Source organism: Leeuwenhoekiella sp. H156 (assembly GCF_052218455.1).
GTDB classification, from domain to species: Bacteria; Bacteroidota; Bacteroidia; order Flavobacteriales; family Flavobacteriaceae; genus Leeuwenhoekiella; species Leeuwenhoekiella parthenopeia.
The window spans coordinates 972175-992658 of the sequence record NZ_CP197499.1 but is presented as its reverse complement, the minus strand read 5'-3'; the positions used below and the strand labels follow the sequence as shown (position 1 = coordinate 992658).

At 42.7% G+C, this 20484-nt stretch carries 20 protein-coding genes; 7 read left to right on the top strand and 13 right to left on the bottom strand.

Annotation, left to right across the window (positions count from 1 at the left end; all coding sequences use genetic code 11):
• Window positions 1–62 precede the first annotated feature (62 nt).
• Window positions 63–1178, bottom strand: coding sequence for a lipid-A-disaccharide synthase (gene lpxB / locus ACSSS3_RS04190; protein ID WP_442846539.1), 1116 nt, complete (start codon window positions 1176–1178; stop codon window positions 63–65).
• Between the two features lie 36 nt (window positions 1179–1214).
• Window positions 1215–1997 (bottom strand): 5'/3'-nucleotidase SurE, encoded by a 783-nt coding sequence (surE, locus tag ACSSS3_RS04185; protein WP_442846538.1) that lies wholly within the window; start codon window positions 1995–1997, stop codon window positions 1215–1217.
• A 142-nt stretch (window positions 1998–2139) separates the two neighbouring features.
• Here surE and ACSSS3_RS04180 point away from each other — a divergent pair, with 142 nt between their 5' ends.
• Genes ACSSS3_RS04180 through ACSSS3_RS04170 form a run of 3 tightly spaced genes read left to right on the top strand, consistent with a single transcriptional unit; the run spans window position 2140 to window position 6253 of the window.
• On the top strand, window positions 2140–4269 hold the full coding sequence (locus ACSSS3_RS04180) for a carboxy terminal-processing peptidase (RefSeq protein WP_442846537.1): 2130 nt from the start codon (window positions 2140–2142) through the stop codon (window positions 4267–4269).
• A 54-nt stretch (window positions 4270–4323) separates the two neighbouring features.
• Window positions 4324–5445, top strand: a complete 1122-nt coding sequence (locus ACSSS3_RS04175; protein ID WP_228230609.1) for an ABC transporter permease — start codon at window positions 4324–4326, stop codon at window positions 5443–5445.
• Window position 5446: 1 nt separating this feature from the next.
• On the top strand, window positions 5447–6253 hold the full coding sequence (locus tag ACSSS3_RS04170) for a DNA/RNA non-specific endonuclease (RefSeq protein ID WP_442846536.1): 807 nt from the start codon (window positions 5447–5449) through the stop codon (window positions 6251–6253).
• Between the two features lie 27 nt (window positions 6254–6280).
• Here ACSSS3_RS04170 and rodA read toward each other — a convergent pair whose 3' ends face one another.
• The 6 genes from rodA to purH form a co-directional block, all read right to left on the bottom strand.
• Complete coding sequence (rodA, locus tag ACSSS3_RS04165) at window positions 6281–7543, bottom strand: rod shape-determining protein RodA (RefSeq protein WP_442846535.1); 1263 nt, start codon at window positions 7541–7543, stop codon at window positions 6281–6283.
• Complete coding sequence (mrdA, locus tag ACSSS3_RS04160; RefSeq protein ID WP_228230612.1) at window positions 7543–9453, bottom strand: penicillin-binding protein 2; 1911 nt, start codon at window positions 9451–9453, stop codon at window positions 7543–7545. The genes rodA and mrdA overlap by 1 nt, the downstream gene beginning before the upstream one ends.
• Entirely contained in the window at window positions 9450–9956 is a 507-nt protein-coding gene (locus ACSSS3_RS04155; protein ID WP_442846534.1) for a rod shape-determining protein MreD, read from the bottom strand. The genes mrdA and ACSSS3_RS04155 overlap by 4 nt, the downstream gene beginning before the upstream one ends.
• Window positions 9946–10770 carry a rod shape-determining protein MreC gene (gene mreC, locus ACSSS3_RS04150; RefSeq protein ID WP_228230614.1) on the bottom strand — a complete coding sequence of 275 codons (825 nt, stop codon included), beginning with the start codon at window positions 10768–10770 and terminating at the stop codon, window positions 9946–9948. The genes ACSSS3_RS04155 and mreC overlap by 11 nt, the downstream gene beginning before the upstream one ends.
• 14 nt (window positions 10771–10784) lie before the next feature.
• Complete coding sequence (locus ACSSS3_RS04145) at window positions 10785–11813, bottom strand: rod shape-determining protein (RefSeq protein ID WP_228230615.1); 1029 nt, start codon at window positions 11811–11813, stop codon at window positions 10785–10787.
• Window positions 11814–11885: 72 nt separating this feature from the next.
• Complete coding sequence (purH, locus tag ACSSS3_RS04140; RefSeq protein WP_442846533.1) at window positions 11886–13412, bottom strand: bifunctional phosphoribosylaminoimidazolecarboxamide formyltransferase/IMP cyclohydrolase; 1527 nt, start codon at window positions 13410–13412, stop codon at window positions 11886–11888.
• Window positions 13413–13549: 137 nt separating this feature from the next.
• On the opposite strand from purH, the gene ACSSS3_RS04135 reads away from it, so the two are divergent.
• Window positions 13550–14803, top strand: coding sequence for an ABC transporter permease (locus ACSSS3_RS04135; protein WP_442846532.1), 1254 nt, complete (start codon window positions 13550–13552; stop codon window positions 14801–14803).
• A gap of 4 nt (window positions 14804–14807) precedes the next feature.
• Here ACSSS3_RS04135 and ACSSS3_RS04130 read toward each other — a convergent pair whose 3' ends face one another.
• Window positions 14808–15266, bottom strand: coding sequence for a GAF domain-containing protein (locus ACSSS3_RS04130; protein WP_099647362.1), 459 nt, complete (start codon window positions 15264–15266; stop codon window positions 14808–14810).
• Window positions 15267–15305: 39 nt separating this feature from the next.
• On the opposite strand from ACSSS3_RS04130, the gene xrtF reads away from it, so the two are divergent.
• The 3 genes from xrtF (at window position 15306) to ACSSS3_RS04115 (ending at window position 16944) form a co-directional block, all read left to right on the top strand.
• The gene (xrtF, locus tag ACSSS3_RS04125) at window positions 15306–15848 is read left to right on the top strand and encodes an exosortase family protein XrtF (RefSeq protein ID WP_442846531.1); all 543 of its coding nucleotides are present in this window, start codon (window positions 15306–15308) and stop codon (window positions 15846–15848) included.
• Entirely contained in the window at window positions 15845–16282 is a 438-nt protein-coding gene (locus ACSSS3_RS04120) for an exosortase F system-associated membrane protein (RefSeq protein ID WP_442846530.1), read from the top strand. The genes xrtF and ACSSS3_RS04120 overlap by 4 nt, the downstream gene beginning before the upstream one ends.
• 125 nt (window positions 16283–16407) lie before the next feature.
• Entirely contained in the window at window positions 16408–16944 is a 537-nt protein-coding gene (locus ACSSS3_RS04115; RefSeq protein ID WP_442846529.1) for a DUF3347 domain-containing protein, read from the top strand.
• A gap of 99 nt (window positions 16945–17043) precedes the next feature.
• Here the strand turns inward: ACSSS3_RS04115 and groL are convergent, their stop codons facing one another.
• From groL to ACSSS3_RS04095, 4 genes are all read right to left on the bottom strand, one after another.
• A complete protein-coding gene (groL, locus tag ACSSS3_RS04110; RefSeq protein ID WP_228230620.1) occupies window positions 17044–18681 on the bottom strand; it encodes a chaperonin GroEL in 1638 nt (545 codons plus the stop codon).
• A gap of 69 nt (window positions 18682–18750) precedes the next feature.
• Entirely contained in the window at window positions 18751–19026 is a 276-nt protein-coding gene (locus ACSSS3_RS04105; protein WP_228230621.1) for a co-chaperone GroES, read from the bottom strand.
• Window positions 19027–19172: 146 nt separating this feature from the next.
• Window positions 19173–19517 carry a preprotein translocase subunit SecG gene (gene secG / locus ACSSS3_RS04100; RefSeq protein ID WP_442846528.1) on the bottom strand — a complete coding sequence of 115 codons (345 nt, stop codon included), beginning with the start codon at window positions 19515–19517 and terminating at the stop codon, window positions 19173–19175.
• 52 nt (window positions 19518–19569) lie between these two features.
• Window positions 19570–20481, bottom strand: coding sequence for a hypothetical protein (locus ACSSS3_RS04095; protein WP_442846527.1), 912 nt, complete (start codon window positions 20479–20481; stop codon window positions 19570–19572).
• Window positions 20482–20484 lie beyond the last annotated feature (3 nt).

Below are 20484 nucleotides of genomic sequence, written 5' to 3'. Positions count from 1 at the left end.
GGCTTGCCTGATAATTTTAAAATAAATCCGGGTTTATAACTCGTTACCTTAGTTAAGTATTGTTATTTCTTTAGATTCTTATAGATCAATTGAGCTGTGTTTCTACTGGCGCCCGGTCCTCCCAGTTTTTTCTCGAGTTCGAAATACTCGTGAAACACCTGTTTCCGGTTTTCTTCATCAAGAATGTTGTTTAACGCAGCTTTCAGCGATTTGGTATTGAAATCGGTTTGAATCAATTCTTTTACCACTTCCTTATCCATAATAAGGTTGACCAGCGAAATATAATCAAGATTAATTACCCGTTTTGCAATTTCGTACGAAATCCTTCCGCCCTTATAGCATACCACTTCAGGAACTTTAAATAATGCTGTTTCCAGGGTTGCTGTACCCGATGTAACTAAAGCCGCGCTAGACACATCAAGGAGATTGTAGGTTTCATTCATCACAATGTGCACCCGGTTTTTCTTTAAAAACGGCTCGTAAAACTCGGCGTCCTGACTGGGAGCTCCGGCTATTATAAATTGATATTCCTTAAAATCTCCGGTAATGCTGAGCATACCTTCAAGCATTTTCTGAATTTCCTGTTTTCGGCTTCCGGGCAAAAGAGCAATTATAGGCCGTTCATCCAGATTGTGCTTTTCGCGGAAGGTTTCCGGAGATGCAGGTTCGCGGTCGTAAATAGCATCGAGCAGGGGGTGCCCCACAAAATGAACAGGAAACTGATGTTTCTTTTCGTAAAACTCTTTTTCAAAAGGCAGAATCACAAACAGTTCATCAACATCCCGCTTGATGTCTTTGATTCGGCCTTCTTTCCAGGCCCAGATTTGAGGGGAAATGTAATAATAATTCTTAAAACCCTGCAGACGCGCCCATTTCGCTATGCGTAAATTAAAACCGGGATAGTCCACGTAAATAATAACGTCGGGGTTGTAGGCCTGAATGTCTTTTTTGCAGAATGTCAGGTTTTTGAAAATCGTGCGTATGTTAAGCAATACCTCGAGAAAACCCATAAAGGCCAGATCGCGATAGTGCTTGACCAGAGTACCGCCCTGTTGCTGCATCAAATCACCTCCCCAAAACCGGAATTCAGCCTCGGGATCTTCCTTTTTCAGGGCTTTCATCAGATTTGAGGCGTGTAAATCGCCGCTCGCTTCGCCTGCCAGAATGTAATACTTCACATGTTGAGTTTTAAAGATTTTCGCAAAGCGAAAAGACTAGGGGTTCAGATTCCAGGAATTCAATTCAGTAATAAAACGATGTGCGGTAAGATCAAATTGTACCGGTACTACGGAAACATAGCCGTTTGCCAAAGCCCATTCATCAGTATCTTCCCCTTCGTCGTGATTTACAAACTCGCCGCTCAGCCAGTAGTAATCACGGCCCATTGGGTTTGTGCGCTTATCAAAATCTTCCACCCACTGCGCATTAGCCTGGCGGCCCACCTTGATACCGCGTATCTCGCTGGCCTTCAGTTTTGGGATGTTTACATTCAACACCACGCCCTGAGGAAGGCCGTTTGCTAAGACCTGACTGGTAATGCGTTTCACAAACGTGTCGCAATGCGAAAAATCTGCATCTATTGAGTAATCGAGCAATGAAAATCCTATCGCCGGAATACCTTCAACACCGGCTTCTACCGCTGCACTCATCGTGCCGCTGTAAATCACATTAATAGAGGAGTTAGAGCCATGATTGATGCCGCTCACGCAGATATCCGGTTTGCGGTGCATGATTTCCTGTACGGCGATTTTGACACAATCTGCAGGAGTGCCCGAGCATTTATATTCTTTATGATCGTCATCCTGAAATTCACGAACGGGATCGCAATAAATGGTGTCATTTACTGTTATAGCGTGACCCATACCGCTTTGCGGACTGTCTGGCGCTACCACAATAACGTCCCCCAGTTCTTTCATAAGGCTGATGAGTTTGCGAATGCCCGGTGCAGTAATGCCGTCGTCGTTTGTGATTAAAATAAGCGGTTTTTGTGGTGTCATTAATTTTTGCTTTCTGCTGCTAAAATACTAAATTACGTGGCCTTTGGCGGGCCTGCGGTTTAACAAATTATTACCGCTTCCTTTTGGCCGTGGCACGGTTTTTAATGTAGATTGCTAGTAAAAGAATAAAATGCTTAGAATTATGATAAAAAATGCAAAAGTACTTGTTTTGGCCTTACTTCTTGGGGCTGCGTCGTGTAGTTTCACGACAAATTCTGAAGACCCCGGTAAGGATAAAGTACTTATAAGCCTTATTTCTTATGTTTTGGAGAAAGGGCATTACGACGCAAAAGATTTTGACGATAAATTCTCTGAGCAGGTCTTTGACGATTTCATTACCGCGCTCGATCCGCTTAAACGGTATTATTTAGCCAGCGATATCAAGGAATTTGAGGTTTACAAAAATCAAATTGATGATCAGATCAGAAAAGAGGATATTACTTTTTTTGATATGGCATATACGCGTTTAAGAGAGCGTATGGAAGAATCTAAGAAAATTTATGAGGAGGTACTCGATAAGCCTTTTGACTATACTGCCGAGGATTCTATAGATACCGATTACGAAAATGTCGGCTACGCCAAGAACCGTAAGGAACTTAAAGAGCGTTGGGAAAATCAGCTGAAATTCAGTGCTATTGGCACCTATTACGACCGAATTCAGGAAGAGGAGCAAAAAGCGAAAGACTCTACAGGTTATACTCCAATGTCTAAAAAGGAACTGGAAGAAGAAGCCCGTAAAACAACCAAGGATTCGTATGCAGAATATTTTGAGTTTGCAGACGAGTTAGACCGGGATGATTATTTCTCGGTTTATATCAATTCTATCGTAGAAGAGTTTGACCCACATACCACATATTTCGCACCCGTAGATAAAGATCGATTCGATATGCAAATGAGTGGTCAGTTTCAGGGAATTGGGGCACGTTTACAGAAAAAAAGTAACGAAATCAGTATAACCGAAATCATATCCGGTGGTCCTGCCTGGAGAGGTGAAGAGCTTGAAGAGGGCGATATCATTCTGAAAGTAAAACAACAGGATGAAGATGTGGCGACCAGTGTTGTGGGAATGCGTCTGGACGATGCGGTTGAATTGATCAAAGGCCCTAAAGGAACTGTGGTTACTTTAAACGTTAAGAAAAAAGACGGGACAATTCGCAATGTTGCCATTACCCGTGATGTTGTGGAGCTTGAAGAGACTTATGCGAAAACCACCACTGTAGAGAAGGAAGGCCGCAAGTATGGGGTTATTAATCTGCCTAAGTTCTACTTCGATATGCAAAACGCCAACCAGCGTAATGCAGCGACCGATGTGAAGCAGGAAATAGTCAGACTTAAGGAAGAAGGTGCAGAAGGCTTGGTAATCGACCTGCGCAGTAACGGTGGAGGTTCACTTTCTACTGTTGTTGATATCGCCGGCTTGTTTATTAAAGAAGGTCCGGTCGTTCAGGTGAAGTCTAATGGAGCCGAAAGTGAAATTCTAAAAGATAAAGACCCGAGTATTTTATGGGATAAGCCTTTAGTGATTTTGGTAAACGAAATCAGTGCTTCGGCAAGTGAAATCCTTGCAGCAGCAATGCAGGATTACAAGCGTGCTGTAATCATTGGGAGCAAACAAACCTACGGTAAAGGAACCGTTCAGAATGTATATGACCTCAATCGCTGGTTGCGTCAAAATGATCTGGGTGATATGGGAGCATTAAAAATTACTACCCAGAAGTTCTATCGAATCAACGGTGGTTCTACCCAGCTTGAAGGTGTAAAAAGTGATGTGGTGGTACCAGACCGTTACAGCTATATTGACATAGGGGAGAAAGATCTGGAAAATCCACTTCCATGGGATAAGATCGATGCGGCAGACTACAAGGTTTGGGATGGGTATATCGATTATGAGCAAACCATCAATAACAGTAATGCGCGTATGTCACAAAACCAGCAGTTGCAGTTGATTGAAGAAAACGCCAAGTGGATTAAGAGCAAGCAGGACGATTCGGTATGGCCTTTAAATCTGGAGCAGTATGCTGCTAAGGTTGAAGAAAGTGAGGCCGAAGCCAAACGTTTTGATGCACTGAGAGATTATAAAACCGACCTGGTTTACAAATCTCTGCCTTACGAACTGGAAGAATTTAAGAAAGATACGGTGCTTAAAGAGAAGCGTCAGCGCTGGCACGAAGAATTGGCTAAAGACGTGTATATGGAAGAAGCCATCAATGTGCTGGAAGATCTTAAGACCAATAACATCAGAAGAGGAAAGCTGGCTGACGTAAGAGAATAATTTAAATGCGTATTGTTTGCGCAACTTTAAAAGAGCTCACCAAGTGAGTCATCTATGGCAGAAAAATCCAGTTCATTAACTCAATTAGCGCTCCGGAAATTCAAACGAAATTTCTGGGGCGTTTTGAGTTTTATATACATCGTGCTTTGCGGCTTTGTTGCCCTTTTCGCCTATGCGCTGGCGCCAGACGATACCCAAAATGCAAACCAGATGCATCTTTCCATTCATTCAAAAAAACCGGGTTTTACCGTAAAAATGCTAACGGTGCCCGGCCCTGACCCGGCAGAGCAATCCTTTTTTAGCCAGCTGTTTCTAGGTAAAGCCAATGCAGATACCGAAATCCCGATTGATTCATTCCGCCTTACAGAGAACGAAGTGGAGTATGTTCCTTACAGCGATGAGGGAGCGGGGGAGTTGACTAAAGCCATAGCATATACTGACTTTGGCCTACAGGGGCAAATTGATCCTTCCGCTTTTGAAGACGATTTTGTTTCAGAGAAAACCTTTATTCTCGGTACCGATAAATACGGAAGGGATCTCCTGAGCAGAATGCTTATAGGTACCCGTATTTCCTTCAGTATTGGTTTTGTAGCGGTATTGATTTCATTACTCATCGGAATCTTTATGGGCGCAATTGGAGGCTATTTCGGTGGAAAAATTGATGCACTCGTGATGTGGATTATCAATGTAACCTGGTCTATCCCAACCTTACTTCTGGTGATAGCGATCACTTTGGCTTTGGGCAAAGGCTTTTGGCAGGTTTTTATTGCTGTTGGGCTAACGATGTGGGTCGAGGTTGCCCGTGTAGTGCGGGGGCAGGTTTTAAGCGTCAAGGAAGCGCAATATGTAACTGCAGCCCGGGCACTGGGTTATAAAGATATGCGCATTTTGTTTCGGCATATTTTACCTAACATTCTGGCTCCCGTTATTGTGATCAGTGCGGCAAACTTTGCAGGAGCCATTCTCATTGAAAGCGGGCTCAGCTTTTTGGGAATTGGAGCTCAACCGCCTATCCCCAGCTGGGGTGCGATGATTAAAGATCACTACTCGTATATAATTTTGGGCAAAGCTTATTTAGCCATTATTCCCGGCCTGGCTATCATGAGTCTGGTAATGGCATTTATGCTTATGGGTAATGCCTTGCGTGATGCGCTTGACGTAAAAGGAATCAACTAATATGAAACGTAAATACACGTATCCGTTCCTGATGATGGTGGCGGTAACACTTATTTTTTTGGCCGAAAGGTATCTGGATGCACAGGAAAAACAGAAGTATGTTGAGGCCGGTGCAAGCGTAAAGTCTGAAGATTTGGACTTTTTTCTGCCGGCTGCTACCTCAAATCAAATCATTAACCACGATTATTACACTCTTGAGTATAGCGAGGAGGCTGAGCAGGCGAGTTGGGTGGCCTATACCTTAACTAAAGATCAGCTTACGGAGACCAATTTGAGCAGGCCCTATTTTGAGATTGACCCGGCGGTGAAAACCGGCGCTGCACATTGGCGCAATTATAAGAACAGCGGCTATGACCGGGGGCACCTATGTCCGGCCGGGGATCGTCGTTTCAGTACGCAGGCGTATAACGAAACCTTTTTGACGAGTAATATTAGTCCGCAATTGCAGGAATTTAATGGAGGGGTTTGGAACAGGCTTGAAAATCAGGTGCGTGACTGGGCGCGGCGTTATGGGGAGCTTACTATTATTACAGGCGGACTTCTGAAAGATCCTGTTGACAAAATAGGCGAAGAGGAAGTTTATGTCCCTTCAGCCTTCTATAAAATTTTGATTCGAAAAGACGCTTCCGGTTTTACGGCGCTCGCTTTTTTAATTCCGCATAGCGAAAGCGATCAGGATCTAAAAGCATTTGTAGTTACAATCGATGCGATTGAAGAACTTACCCAACTCGATTTCTTTCCGCAGCTAGACGATGCTACTGAAGCTCAACTGGAAGCTTCCCATTCGGTTACAGACTGGAAATTCTGATTTTCCAAAAGTCTTTTCGCCCAAATTCTACCAGTCGTTAACCCGGTTGCTATCTAGTTTAACGAATATGAATAGCAAGATCGTAAAGCCCCACAAGGATGAGCCGCCATAACTGAAAAAAGGCAGGGGAATACCTACCGTAGGAAGCACCCCGGTAACCATCCCGATATTTACCAGAAAGTGAATGAATAGAATTCCGGCAACGCTATAGCCGTAAATACGACTGAACTGACTCTTTTGCCGTTCGGCAAGTATAATGACGCGCAACATAAGGCCCACAAAGAGAAAGATGACCAGCGTGCTGCCCAGAAAGCCCCATTCTTCACCCACGGTGCTAAAAATATAGTCGGTTTGCTGCTCAGGTACAAAATCACCTTTGGTCTGAGTTCCCTTCAAAAATCCCTTTCCAAATAAGCCGCCATTACCAATTGCAATTTCAGACTGGTAGGTGTTGTAGCCTATGCTTTTCATATCTACATCTTTCCCCAATACCACATTAAAGCGGTCGCGATGGCGCTGTTCAAAAACGTTTTGAAAGATATAATCTACCGAAAATACAAAGAGCATTGAGACTATGGGTAAAACGTAATACAGCCGTTTGCCGAAGCGCTTTTTGCGGTTCATTATGAGCAGAATTACCGCAATCGCAAAAATTCCTGCAATGACGTAATAAGGACCAAAAGCCAGTGTCAAAATAAAAAGCCCAACCACTACAGAGCCAATAATCAGGTAAATACCTGAAAGTCCTTCTCGGTAAAGCGGAAAGAAAAAGGCGGCATACACCAGCGCGCTACCGGGATCGGGTTGTGGAATAATACAAATAGCGGGTAGAGCAATAATTACAAATGCCCTGAGCTGGTGTAAAAACGATTTTACATCGGTTTGAATATCGCTGAGGTATTTGGCCAAAGCGAGTGCTGTTGCGGCCTTGGCAAATTCGCTGGGTTGCAGACCAAAACTCCCGAAGCCGTACCAACTGGTAGCGCCTGAAATGGTTTTTCCAAAAACAAAAAGCCCCAGAAGTGACAGGATGGAAACTACATAAATAATACTCGCAAAGCGTTCAAAAAACTTAGCTTCGAGAGACAGGATAAATATGATGAGCAGAATGCTTAGACCTATAAAAAGCAATTGTTTTGCATAGAGGTTGCTCAGGTCAAAGAGATTGTAATTCTCAGTAGGATCTATAGATGCCGAGATGATATTCACCCACCCAATACCTACTAAAGCGAGATATAATACAATAATTAACCAGTCAAAAGTTCCGCGGTTGCGTGTATTTATAGCCATTAAAGTTGAGGCTTTTCGGGAATGCCACTTAATTTTTTACCATCATTGATATAGAAGGGCTGGCCGCTTAACGGTTTTGCATATTCGTCCTCAAGGCTGTGGGTAAGTACCCATTCTTCAAGATCTGTTCTGGTGATTTCGCCTTTAATGTGTTTTTCAATCATTAAACTGGCGATTTTACCGGCGTAACGCGATCCCCAGTATCCGTTTTCTACGAAAACCGCGATGGCAATTTTTGGGTTATCTTTTGGCGCAAAAGCCACAAAGATCGAGTGGTCGGTTAATTGTTCGCGCTCCCCGTTAATCTTGGTGTAATTTTCGGCAGTACCGGTTTTACCACAAATATCAATATCGGCGATACGCACGGCCGATGCTGTTCCGTAGTTATACACATCGTACATACCCTGAACTACCGGTTCAAAATTAGCAGGATCTATACTGGTAACATGCTTGGTTCGGTATTCTTCGGGAATTTGCTTTTCATCTCCTTCAATACTCTTTATGATATGAGGTGTATAATACCAACCGCGGTTTGCAATGGCCGCGGTGACGTTAGCCAATTGAATAGGCGTAGTGATTACCTCGCCCTGACCAATGGAGTTAGATATTGTGGCAGTACTAAACCACTTGTATTTTGGGTACTCGTATGACCTATTGTAAAATTTGCTATCCGGAATAAAGCCGGGACGTCCTGTAGGCAGATCGGTTCCCATAAAGTCACCAAGCCCGAAACTGGCAAGGTGGTTATTCCAGACGTCCATACCTTCCTGTGGAGAATCGTATTTTTCAATGACGCGTCGGTAGACATTAGCGAAATAGGCATTACACGAGTTGGCAATACCCGGAATCATACTCAGTGGAGAGGGATGGTGGTGACAGCCCAGTTTTCGGCCTCGTCCATAAACATAGCCGCCGTGACAGGAAAAACTCTCTTCAGTGTTGACCACGCCTTCCTGCAATGCGATAAGCGCATTTAAGGTTTTAAAGGGTGAGCCGGGAGGATATTCTGCCTGAAGACTGCGGTCAAACAGGGGTTTTGAGATCGTATCGTACCAAAGTTTGGTAAAGTTAGCCGAACGTTCACGCCCTACCAGCAAGGCAGGATCGTAATTGGGTGCAGATATCAAGGCAAGTATTTCACCGGTGGCAGGCTCTATGGCAATAATACCGCCACGTTTATTGACCATCAATTCTTCTCCATAGCGTTGCAGTGCAGCATCTACGGTAAGGGTAATGTCTTTACCGGGTTGGGGTAGGGTATCAAGGCTTCCGTTTTTATAAGGGCCTATGTCGCGATTAAAGCGGTCTTTTTGAATATATTTTACGCCCTTGACTCCTCTTAAAACATCTTCATATTGTTTTTCTACTCCTGTTCTACCTCTTAAATCTCCCGATTGATAATACGGGTTTGCTTCGATGTCAGACTGGTTTACTTCGGCTATATAGCCTAAAAAATTGGCGCCAAAATCTATTTGATAATCCCTTAAGGAGCGTTTTTGAATATAGAAACCTTCGTATTTGCGCATTTTTTCCTGTAAATAGGCGTACTCAGACTTCGTAAGCTGAGGTATGACAATAGAAGGCAGGCGCGGTGAATAGACTCTGGCTTTTTCAAGACGCGTTACCAGGGCTTCTTTGGTCATCTTAAGCATCTGGCAGAGTTCCAGGGTGTCAAAAGGCTCTACTTCGCGCGGTATTACCATCACATCATACGAGGGCTGGTTACTAACCAGCAGTTCGCCATTGCGATCGTAAATATGACCGCGTTGCGGATAGTCGAAGCTGCGTTTAATAGCATTGTTTTCAGACAGACCGGCGTAAGAGGTATTTAAGATTTGTAAATAGAATAGCCTTCCGGTAAATAAAAGTCCGGAAACCAATACAACAGTAAATAGCAGTATTCTTCTCATTTACGTCTAAAACTGAAGAGGGTGATAAAAAGCATGCAGAGGGTTAAAGTAAATACCCCACTGAACAACGTCTTCTTAAGTATATAGATTATATCTGAAAAGTTAAAACTTTCGAGAGAAAAAAGGATGAGGTGATGTGTGAAAATCATAATGCTGATGAAGAGCAGTCGCTCGCCATAAGCTGCGGTTGAGATTTTCACGGCATTGTACTCGTAGGCAATACCGAAAATAGATTGCAGGATCCAGGGGCGTATGTAGGCAACCGTTACACTTGCAGCTGCGTGCATCCCGCCACTATTGGTAAACATATCTATACTGAGTCCCAGTAAAAAGCTCGAAAATAATAAGAGTGCGCGGTTGTCACCTATTGGAAACAGAAGTATAAACAGAATATACGGGTAGGGGTTTATATAGCCTAAAAACTCGATGTTGTTAAACAGGGTAATCTGTGCCAGGACCAGCACGATAAAGCGTAGGGTGTTACGTATTATACTATTGCTCATCGCGGGTTTCCTGTTCTAAAGTTTGTATTTCTTTCCGGTCCAGGTTTTCAATCACGTACACGTGACCTACATTAGTCATATCGTTAAAAAGTTTCACCTTGATGCTGTAAAAATTTTCGGTAGGATCCAGTGCAAACTGCTCTATGGTACCTATGCCAATACCCTCCGGAAAAATGGTTGATTTCCCACCGGTTACGATGGTGTCGCCCTGTTTTACTGGGGCTTTAGACTGCACGTCGATAAGGTCAACGAGATTGGGGTCGCCACCTTTCCATACTAAAATTCCAAAGTGATTGCTCTTCTTCAATTTGGCATTGATCTGGGAGTTGCTGTTGAGAATGCTCATTACGGTGGCATAGCCCGGAGAAACCTTATCTACAATTCCTACAATCCCTTTGCTGGTTATAACGCCCAGGTCTTGCTTTATCCCTGCGTCACGACCGGCTTTTAGGGTTAGGAAATTGTCTTTGTGTGAGTAGTTGTTGTTGATGACTTTTGCGGTGGTGATTTTAAATTTTGTACCAAAGCTCGAGGTGTCAATTTTCTGCGAAACACTGTCCCGTGTGTTGAGAAGCTGTTGCCTAAGACGGCTGTTTTCGGCAAGCAACTGCTCATTGTGGGTTTTTAGATCAAAGTAGGTCGAAACGTTGTCGATAGCCGTAAAAATACCACCACTAAGAAAATTTGCCGAGTTGACAAATTTGCTTCGGTGATAGGAATGCGACTGAATGGTAAAAACAAGGGATAAAAACAGCAAAAATGCAAATAGCAGAAAGTTTCTATACTTGATTAGAAAATTGACAATTTGCTGCATGAATCACAATGCTATTATTTGATGAGAACGCTCTTGAATCTGTTCAGGTTTTTTAGCGTAATACCGGTACCGCGTACTACAGCGCGAAGCGGATCTTCGGCAATATAAACGGGTAAATCGGTTTTTTGCGATAAACGCTTATCAAGACCGCGCAACATACTACCACCACCGGCGAGGTAAATACCGGTGTTGTAAATGTCTGCAGCAAGTTCGGGCGGGGTTTGAGATAAGGTTTCCATCACGGCGTCTTCAATACGCAGGATCGATTTATCAAGAGCCTTGGCAATCTCACGGTAAGAGATAGACACCTGCTTCGGTTTGCCGGTTAGCAGGTCACGTCCCTGAACGCTCATATCTTCCGGCGGAACTTCTAAATCTTCAGTAGCCGCACCAATTTGTATTTTAATTTTTTCCGCACTGCGTTCCCCTACATAAAGGTTGTGCTGGGTGCGCATATAATAGATGATGTCGTTTGTAAAAACATCTCCAGCAATCTTAACCGATTTATCGCAAACAATTCCACCTAAAGCGATCACGGCAATTTCGGTAGTACCACCACCTATATCCACAATCATATTTCCTTTAGGCTGCATAATGTCTACTCCAATACCTATAGCTGCTGCCATAGGCTCGTGAATCAAATAAACCTCCTTGCCGTTTACACGCTCTGCACTTTCTTTAACCGCGCGCATTTCAACCTCTGTAATCCCGGAAGGAATACAAATAACCATACGCAACGCAGGAGCAAAAAGACGTTTTTTGAGCGCAGGGATCTCTTTGATGAACATACTCATCATTTGCTCGCTGGCATCAAAGTCTGCAATAACCCCGTCTTTTAAAGGCCGGATGGTTTTGATGTTTTCATGCGTTTTGCCCTGCATCATCGCGGCATCTTTACCGGCAGCGATAATCTTATTGCTCACCCGGTCACGGGCTACAATAGACGGACTGTCAACCACAACTTTATCGTTGTGGATGATGAGGGTGTTTGCGGTACCAAGATCTATTGCTATTTCTTCGGTAAGAAAATCAAAAAAGCCCATAAGCTATGATGTGATTAGGGAGGTTAGATGCTAAAAGGTTAATCTTTAAATGTACTTAAAAAATACGGTTTATTAGTGTTTAAAATGTCTTGTTCCTGTCATTACCATCGCCACGTCGTGTTCATTACAATAATCAATACTTAATTGATCTTTTATGGACCCTCCGGGTTGAATTACCGCAGTAATACCTGCCTTATCTGCCAGCTCCACACAATCCGGGAATGGGAAAAATGCATCACTCGCCATCACGGCACCTTTAAGGTCAAAACCAAATGAAGTGGCTTTTTCTACTGCCTGACGCAAAGCATCAACTCGTGAAGTCTGACCGGTACCACTTGCAAAAAGCTGTTTGTCTTTAGCAAATACAATCGTGTTCGACTTGGTGTGCTTGCAGATTTTTGAAGCAAATACTAAGTCAGTTAACTCTTCAACCGTGGGTTTATTGTTTGTTACCGTCTTAAGATCTTTAAGGCTGTCTGTTATAAAATCTTTATCCTGAACCAGCACGCCGTTTAAACAACTGCGCACCTGATCTTTAGGAAGGTCAACCGGCTTTTGAACCAGCAGTACTCTATTTTTCTTTTCTTTTAAAATTTCTAAAGCGGCTTCAGAATAAGAAGGAGCAATCACTACCTCACAGAACAGTTTGTGAATCTCTTCGGCGGTAGCTTTATCAATTTCTTTGTTGGCGATAAGTATACCTCCAAATGCAGATACGGGGTCTCCTGCCAAAGCATCTACATAAGCCTGGTGCAATGTTGCGCGCTGTGCTACTCCGCAGGCATTGTTGTGCTTTAAAATGGCAAAGGTTGGATTTTCATCTTTAAATTCGGCCATTAGGTTTACGGCAGCATCTACGTCAAGCAAATTGTTATAGGAAAGCTCTTTTCCGTGCAGTTGCTCAAACATTGCGTCAAAATCTCCGTAAAACGTTCCTTTTTGATGCGGGTTTTCACCATAACGTAAGCTTTTACCCTGCGTATAACTGGCTTTGTAAACGGTTTCTTCTTCGTTAAAATAATTGAAGATCGCTGTGTCGTAGTGTGAAGAGACATTAAATGCTTTTGCTGCAAAACGCTTGCGATCGGCCAGGGTAGTGGTTCCTTCATTTGCTGAAATAAGTTCTAAAACCTCTTCATAATCGTCAACCGAAGAAACACAAAGCGTGTCTTTAAAGTTTTTAGCCGCAGCGCGAATCAGTGAAATACCGCCAATGTCTATCTTCTCAACGATGTCCTGCTCAGAAGCTCCTGAAGCCACCGTTTTCTCAAAAGGATATAAATCTACAATTACGATATCCAACTGTGGAATCTGATATTCTTCCATCTCGGCAACATCGCCCTCGTGATCCTGGCGGTTCAAAATTCCACCAAAAATTTTAGGATGTAAGGTTTTAACTCTTCCGCCCAAAATAGAAGGATAGGAAGTGATATCTTCAACAGGTACAACCGGAATGTCTAAATCACGTATAAATTTTTCGGTGCCCCCCGTAGAATAAAGCGTTATGCCAAGTTCATGAAATTTTTTGATAAGCGGTTCTAGACCTTCTTTACTAAAAACGGAAACCAGGGCTGCTTTGGCCTGAATAGGAGTGCTCATAAGAAAAATTTATTTTGGGTGCAAAAGTATGAATTTAAGCACTAAAACGTCACGCATATTTTTGTAATTTCTAGCTATAATTTTGTAACGATATGCGCCCTTTTGCGTCATACCGTCATTCTAATCCAATCTATACCATGCTTATTTACCTCAGGGTTTTAAAAGAGAGTCTGGCATTTGCTATTAACGCATTGCGTAATAACAAGTTGCGTACCCTGCTATCGCTGTTGGGGGTAACCATAGGTATCTTTTCGATTATAGGAGTACTTGCAGCTGTAGATTCGCTAAAACAGGAAATTAAGGGCAGTCTGTCTTCTCTTGACAACAGTACGATTATCCTGATGCGTTTTTCGTTTGGCCCCACCGAGATCCCACAATGGAAACGGGAGCAATTTCCTGATGTGACGTATGAGGAGTTTCAGTTTATAAGCCGAAACGTGCCTGATGTGGAGGCCGCCTCTTTCAGTCTCAATATGCCTCAGGAATCTATAAAGTATGGGGATAAGCTGGTTACAGGAGTGAGCATTGCACCGGTTACAGACGGTTATTACAATATTGAAGCCTTACAGCTTGAAGAAGGGCGTTTTTTTAATGAGGCCGAATCCAACAGTGGTTCAAACGTTGTGGTGCTGGGAGATGAGATTGCCGAAGGTTTGTTTGGCGGCCTTGATCCTATCGGAAAAGAGGTGCGCCTGTACGGACAGCGATTTTCGGTAATAGGAGTTTTGGAGAAAGAAGGAAGCAGCATTTTTGGTCCGTCTAAAGATGGAATGGTCATACTTCCGGTAAATGTGGTACGTCGTATTTACGGAAGCAATAATAAATCTGCATTTCCGCAGATTGTAATTAAGCCAGAATCTGGAGTGGATATTCCGGAATTTAATGCGGTTCTAACCCAGCGTTTACGTCAGTTTCGGGGATTGAAAACAGATGAGGTCAATAACTTTTTTATCAATCAGCTTTCGGGTTTTACCGATTTTATAGATAATATCACGGGTACGATGTCAACCATCGGAGGATTTATAGGGCTTTTTTCCCTACTGGTAGGAGGTTTTGGAATCGCCAATATTATGTTTGTAAGCGTAAAGGAGCGTACCAATCTGATTGGGATTCAAAAGGCTTTGGGAGCCAAAAACAAGTTTATTTTGCTTCAGTTTTTATTTGAATCAATAATTCTGGCTGCCATAGGCGGATTTATCGGTCTGGGGCTGGTATGGATTATTACCATCGTCCTCTCGCAATTCACCGGAAGCTTTGAATTTGTGCTTTCGGCTACCAATATTTTCTATGGACTTTTCAGTTCTGTAATAATAGGTTTAATCGCCGGAATTGTGCCTGCTTTTATGGCTTCGCGTTTAGACCCGGTAGAGGCGATCAGGACGGGGATGTAAATTTTTAGCTTAAAATTCCCGAAACCTGCTCATTTACCCATTCTAAAAAGCGCTCGTCAGCTTCCGTAAAGGGGTCTGCCGTATTTGAATCGATGTCGATTTGACCTATGTTTTTTCCGTCAACAAATAGAGGGACCACGATTTCAGCTTTCACTGTAATGCTGCAGGCGATATAGTTGTCCTGAGCCTTAACATCTGGCACTACAAAGTTTTGGTTGGATACTGCTACCTGACCGCAGATGCCTTTTCCAAAAGGAATTATGGTATGATCTGTAGGCTCGCCGGCGTAGGAGCTTAGTTTTAGTTCGTCTTTATCTCCATTCTTAAAATAGAAACCTACCCAGTCGTAATAATCAACTTCAGCACGTAAAAGCGTGCAAAGTTCTTCAAGACGGTGCTCTACCGAAAGCTGATCTTGTTGCAGAATAGTTGATACTTGTGGTTTTAGAGCTTCAAAAGTCATTTTTCTTGTATTTTAGGGCGGTTTTAAACCTGTTTTTTAGTGCTTCAATTGATTCGCAAATATAAGTCGGTCCTTTCGTTTATCCTTACTTTTTTAGGGGTGTATCTCGTGTTGACGTTTAGTTATGCGATGTATTTGAAATATGCGCAGTCAGAAGTCTATTATCCAGATTATATCACACATCGCGTAGCTGAGCAGAGCGAAAGCCTGGTGAATATGATAGGATATCGGGGAGAGATTGAACCGCATCCAAACGAGGCTTCTATGAAATTGTATGTAAACGACCTGTTTGTAGCCCGTGTGGTAGAAGGTTGTAATGCAGTAAGTGTAATGATTTTATTTGCTGCGTTTATTTTGGCATTTTATCAGGGATTGCGCCCCACGCTGCTTTTTATTCTTGGTGGTGGTGTGCTTATCTATAGCATCAATATTATACGCATCGCCTTGCTGAGTATTGGTTTGTATCAATACCCGGATTATAAAGATCTTTTACACGACGTTGTTTTTCCGGGTATCATTTACGGGCTGGTAGTAGTGCTTTGGCTTTTTTGGATTCGCAGGTTTAAAGGCCAGATGAAATGAGAAAAGGTCTTGTGATTTTACTGTGTTTCAGTTTAATAATTGCTTTGGGGTGTATTCGCATTTTTCAACAGCAGTTGTTTTATGATCCGTTGCTTCTTTTTTTTGAATCGGCCTATCTGTACGACGCTTCGCTTCCTCAACTGGATTTTATAAAACTCATCGTGCACACCGGCATCCGTTTTTGGCTGAATGCTTCAATCTCCATTGTTTTTATTCTTTTGCTTTTTCGCAGCAGCGAAAATTTTAAAATACTGCTGCTTATTTATGCGGCGACATTTATTTTACTCCTAACAGCCTTCGCTTTAGTGCTAAATAGCTATACTGTAGAGCTTAACCTGTTGCTTTTTTACATCAGGCGGTTTTTGATTCAACCCATGTTGCTCCTTATTTTAATTCCTGCATTTTATTACCAAAAGCTCAAGAGCAGGGCTTAGTTTGTATCTTTAGCCGGAAAATTGAATTTTAAATTACAAAAGCCCATAAGTGGCATTTGGTAAATAAAGGTCATTATCTACCAAAATAATTAACTGAACTCTAATTCTTGACAACATTTAAATAGATGAAAAAAGTACTTATAGCATGCGCTACGCTGGTGTTTTTAGCCTGCGGCGAAAAGAAAACAAAATCAGAAACGGTAAGCGTTTCTGCTGATGCAACTCAGAAAGAAATCTATACGGGCAGTGAGCGTGAGGCGCAGTTTGAAAACGAACAGGTTGCTCGGGTTTATGATGACTACAATTTACTCAAGGTTGCACTCGTCAATACCGATGCTGAGGCTGCCGGGGCTGCTGCTTCAAAAATGCTGGAGAGTATTAAAGAATTGGAAGATGATACCGCAGAACTTCTGGTTGCTGCTCAGGATATTGCTGCCGCGACCGATGTAAACCTGCAGCGCGCGCGCTTTGAAGACTTAACCGCTGAGGTTAAATCTTTAGTTGAGGCTAACATTACCTCTGGAAGTTTGTATTATCAGTATTGCCCAATGGCTTTTGACGGGAAAGGAGCGTATTGGATTTCTAATGAGGAAAAAGTTTACAATCCGTATTTTGGAGATGTGATGCTCAATTGCGGTACGGTTGACTCTAAGATTGAATAATCCCCTGTCTGTTAAGGGTTGAAAGTTTAGAAATAAAAAAATCCCTTTGGTTGACCAAAGGGATTTTTGCTTTATAAGGTTTGCCTGTACGGCTTGCACTTACATCATTCCGGGCATACCGCCGCCCATTCCTCCTGGCATAGCGCCTCCGCCTTTCTCCTCAGGAATGTCAGTCAATGCACACTCGGTAGTAAGAATCATACCAGAAACTGAAGCTGCGTTTTCAAGAGCAACACGGGTTACTTTCTTAGGATCTATTATTCCTTCGGTAAGCATATTTACATAACGCTCAGTCTTGGCGTCGTATCCGTAGTCTGCTTCACCTTCAATTACCTTAGCGATCACAACAGAACCTTCGCCGCCGGCATTAGCAACAATTGTGCGTAATGGAGCTTCGATTGCACGGTCAACGATTTTAATTCCGGTTGCCTCGTCTGCGTTTTCAGATTTTAGTCCTTCAAGAACGCGTTTTGCGCGAACCAAAGCAACACCACCACCGGCAACGATGCCTTCTTCTACAGCCGCACGGGTTGCGTGAAGGGCGTCATCTACACGGTCTTTTTTCTCTTTCATTTCTACTTCAGAAGCAGCGCCTACATAAAGAACAGCAACACCACCGGCTAGTTTAGCCAGACGTTCCTGTAATTTTTCTTTATCATAATCGCTGGTTGTAGTTTCAATCTGAGCTTTGATTTGGTTAACACGAGTTTTAATCGCGTCGCTTTCGCCACCACCATTTACAATAGTAGTGTTGTCTTTATCGATGGTTATGTTTTCTGCAGTACCTAACATATCTACAGTTGCGTTTTCAAGCGTGAAACCGCGCTCTTCGCTTATTACGGTACCACCGGTAAGAATGGCGATATCTTCAAGCATTGCTTTACGACGATCTCCAAAACCTGGAGCTTTTACAGCAGCGATTTTAAGTGCACCACGTAATTTATTTACTACAAGTGTTGCAAGAGCCTCACCGTCTACATCTTCAGCTACGATAAGTAATGGCTTACCTGATTGAGCAACCGGCTCCAGAACAGGAAGTAAATCTTTCATAGAAGAGATCTTCTTGTCGTATAATAGGATGTAAGGATTGTCCAGTTCAGTCTGCATTTTTTCACTGTCGGTAACAAAATACGGAGATAAGTATCCGCGGTCAAATTGCATACCTTCTACAACGTCCACGTAAGTTTCGGTACCTTTTGCTTCCTCAACGGTGATAACACCTTCTTTACCTACTTTGCCAAAAGCTTCAGCGATCAACTCCCCAATAACGTCATCGTTATTTGCAGAGATTGAAGCTACCTGCTTGATTTTTTCAGAAGAGCTTCCTACTTCTTTAGCTTGTTTTTCAAGGTCTGCAGTGATTGCTTCAACTGCTTTGTCAATACCGCGCTTCAAATCCATCGGGTTTGCGCCGGCAGCAACGTTTTTAAGACCTTCCTGTACGATTGCCTGAGCAAGTACGGTTGCAGTAGTTGTACCGTCACCAGCAAGATCGTTGGTTTTAGAAGCTACTTCCTTAACCATCTGTGCTCCCATATTTTCAAGAGGATCTTCGAGTTCGATCTCTTTTGCAACGGTTACCCCGTCTTTGGTTACCTGTGGACCACCAAAAGATTTGCTGATGATTACGTTACGACCTTTAGGTCCCAGAGTTACTTTTACCGCGTTTGCGAGTGCATCTACACCGCGTTTTATGCCATCTCTTGCTGAGATGTCAAAGGTTATATTTTTAGCCATTGTTGTTAATTTTTTTGTTTTTCGCGAATGCGAAAGAATTGATAATTATTGCGTTAAACAGAAGTTGAATTAAATGATCGCCAGGATGTCGTCTTCGCGCATCATCAGGTAATCAGTTCCTTCTAATTTTAATTCGGTACCCGAATATTTTCCGTAAAGAACAGTGTCGCCCACTTTCACGGTCATTTCGTGATCCTTTTTACCGCTTCCTACAGCTACAACTTTACCTTGTTGAGGTTTTTCTTTTGCTGTTTCCGGAATGTAAAGTCCGGATGCTGTTTTGGTCTCAGCAGCCATCGGCTCTACCAAAACCCGATCTGAAAGAGGTTTAATGTTTACTCCCATTTTTCTATAAATTTTAGTTATTAATTTTTTATTGAATGTGACCTCCAAAAGGCATAAAGTATGCCAGTCAAATAAGGCTGACAAAAAGGCAAAAAAAAGACCGCTGTATTGCGGTCTTCTAATTTATGAGTTGTCTAAACTGTCATTTAGTTATTATCTGTATCTGTAGCAGGAGCTGCATCGGCCGGAGCAGGTTCTGATAATGGCATAATGTTTTCCACATCTTCTCCTTCGATTACTTTAGACTCATTGCTGTCGTTGCCTCCAAAGATGGTTACGTTGGAAATCAAAATGAGTACAAGAAGTACGGTTGCCAATCCCCAGGTACTTTTGTCTAAAAAGTCTCCGGTTTTTTTAACACCACCTATTTGCTGAGTGCCTCCACCACCAAAAGAAGAGGATAAACCGCCACCTTTAGGATTTTGTACCATAATTACTACGATAAGTAGGAAGGCTACTATAATGATTAAAAATAAAAAGATTAAAAACATCTGATATTCAATTTATGTGTTGCGGTGTTCTGCTTAATCTGCCGCAGTTTAATTATTTACTTTCCTGCAATTGTTCTATTGCCCGAATTTGGTCTGCAAAGAAACCACTTTTTTCCGGATATTTCAAACTTAAAATTTTATAGGCCTGTTTTGCTTTTGTGTAGTTTTTTTGCTCTACATAAACCCGCGCTAGGGTTTCAGTCATCAGGCTGTCACTGGGTTTAAAGCGGTCTTCCAAATCGGTCTTTTTAAAACCGGTATCGGGCGGACTCACTTTGATTTTTGGATTGGTTTCAATAAAACGGTCAATAAGCTCGAGACGGCGGGCGCGATCGGGATCTTCTTCGGAAGGGATTTGGGGTTCAATATAAGATTCAGAATCTGCGCGTATTTCTTCTTGTTCAGTCTGGTTTTCAGCTTCTTCTTCTATGGGAAGTGCTTCAGTTTCCCGGTTTATTTTATTAAAAGAAGTAAGCTTCAGCCATTCACTGAAGGAATGTGTTTCTTTTTTGTTGAAGTCAAGTGGTTTTCCTATTTGCAGTTGCTTCTCGGGAGTAGATTCTTCTACAGGTTCTTTAGGGATAAAAAAGTCGGGATCCAGAACTCTGTTAGCTTTGTTGACTTCTTCAGCGTCCAGTTGGGCTGAGACATCAGTAAACTCGTGAACAGCCATGTTTTTAAGCTGAGCTTCCTGATTTTTAATCTGCTCGCTCACATCGGTCTGATTAAAGACTTCAGAAGTGATGTAGTCAAACAGCACACTCCGATCCTGCGTGTGTGCCGCTGTTTTTTTTAGTTCGGTATTGTAAAGGTAACTGTCTTCATTTTTAAGACCCTTTAGGTAGAGCGCACGTGCCGCCTGAAAATAGGGATAGGTCTTTACAATTTCTCTCAGTTCGAGGGACTGATCTGCGGTAATGCGGTCAGGATGTTCTAAAAGATAGGTAAAGGTTTCAACGTGCATAAG

Excerpts from the sequence above, each read along its gene's own strand:
- surE (WP_442846538.1), bottom strand. The coding sequence starts at position 1,997 with ATGACACCACAAAAACCGCTTATTTTAATCACAAACGACGACGGCATT.
- ACSSS3_RS04180 (WP_442846537.1), top strand. The coding sequence starts at position 2,140 with ATGATAAAAAATGCAAAAGTACTTGTTTTGGCCTTACTTCTTGGGGCT.
- ACSSS3_RS04175 (WP_228230609.1), top strand. The coding sequence starts at position 4,324 with ATGGCAGAAAAATCCAGTTCATTAACTCAATTAGCGCTCCGGAAATTC.
- ACSSS3_RS04170 (WP_442846536.1), top strand. The coding sequence starts at position 5,447 with ATGAAACGTAAATACACGTATCCGTTCCTGATGATGGTGGCGGTAACA.
- rodA (WP_442846535.1), bottom strand. The coding sequence starts at position 7,543 with ATGGCTATAAATACACGCAACCGCGGAACTTTTGACTGGTTAATTATT.
- mrdA (WP_228230612.1), bottom strand. The coding sequence starts at position 9,453 with ATGAGAAGAATACTGCTATTTACTGTTGTATTGGTTTCCGGACTTTTA.
- ACSSS3_RS04155 (WP_442846534.1), bottom strand. The coding sequence starts at position 9,956 with ATGAGCAATAGTATAATACGTAACACCCTACGCTTTATCGTGCTGGTC.
- mreC (WP_228230614.1), bottom strand. The coding sequence starts at position 10,770 with ATGCAGCAAATTGTCAATTTTCTAATCAAGTATAGAAACTTTCTGCTA.
- ACSSS3_RS04145 (WP_228230615.1), bottom strand. The coding sequence starts at position 11,813 with ATGGGCTTTTTTGATTTTCTTACCGAAGAAATAGCAATAGATCTTGGT.
- purH (WP_442846533.1), bottom strand. The coding sequence starts at position 13,412 with ATGAGCACTCCTATTCAGGCCAAAGCAGCCCTGGTTTCCGTTTTTAGT.
- ACSSS3_RS04135 (WP_442846532.1), top strand. The coding sequence starts at position 13,550 with ATGCTTATTTACCTCAGGGTTTTAAAAGAGAGTCTGGCATTTGCTATT.
- ACSSS3_RS04130 (WP_099647362.1), bottom strand. The coding sequence starts at position 15,266 with ATGACTTTTGAAGCTCTAAAACCACAAGTATCAACTATTCTGCAACAA.
- ACSSS3_RS04120 (WP_442846530.1), top strand. The coding sequence starts at position 15,845 with ATGAGAAAAGGTCTTGTGATTTTACTGTGTTTCAGTTTAATAATTGCT.
- ACSSS3_RS04115 (WP_442846529.1), top strand. The coding sequence starts at position 16,408 with ATGAAAAAAGTACTTATAGCATGCGCTACGCTGGTGTTTTTAGCCTGC.
- groL (WP_228230620.1), bottom strand. The coding sequence starts at position 18,681 with ATGGCTAAAAATATAACCTTTGACATCTCAGCAAGAGATGGCATAAAA.
- ACSSS3_RS04105 (WP_228230621.1), bottom strand. The coding sequence starts at position 19,026 with ATGGGAGTAAACATTAAACCTCTTTCAGATCGGGTTTTGGTAGAGCCG.
- secG (WP_442846528.1), bottom strand. The coding sequence starts at position 19,517 with ATGTTTTTAATCTTTTTATTTTTAATCATTATAGTAGCCTTCCTACTT.
- ACSSS3_RS04095 (WP_442846527.1), bottom strand. The coding sequence starts at position 20,481 with ATGCACGTTGAAACCTTTACCTATCTTTTAGAACATCCTGACCGCATT.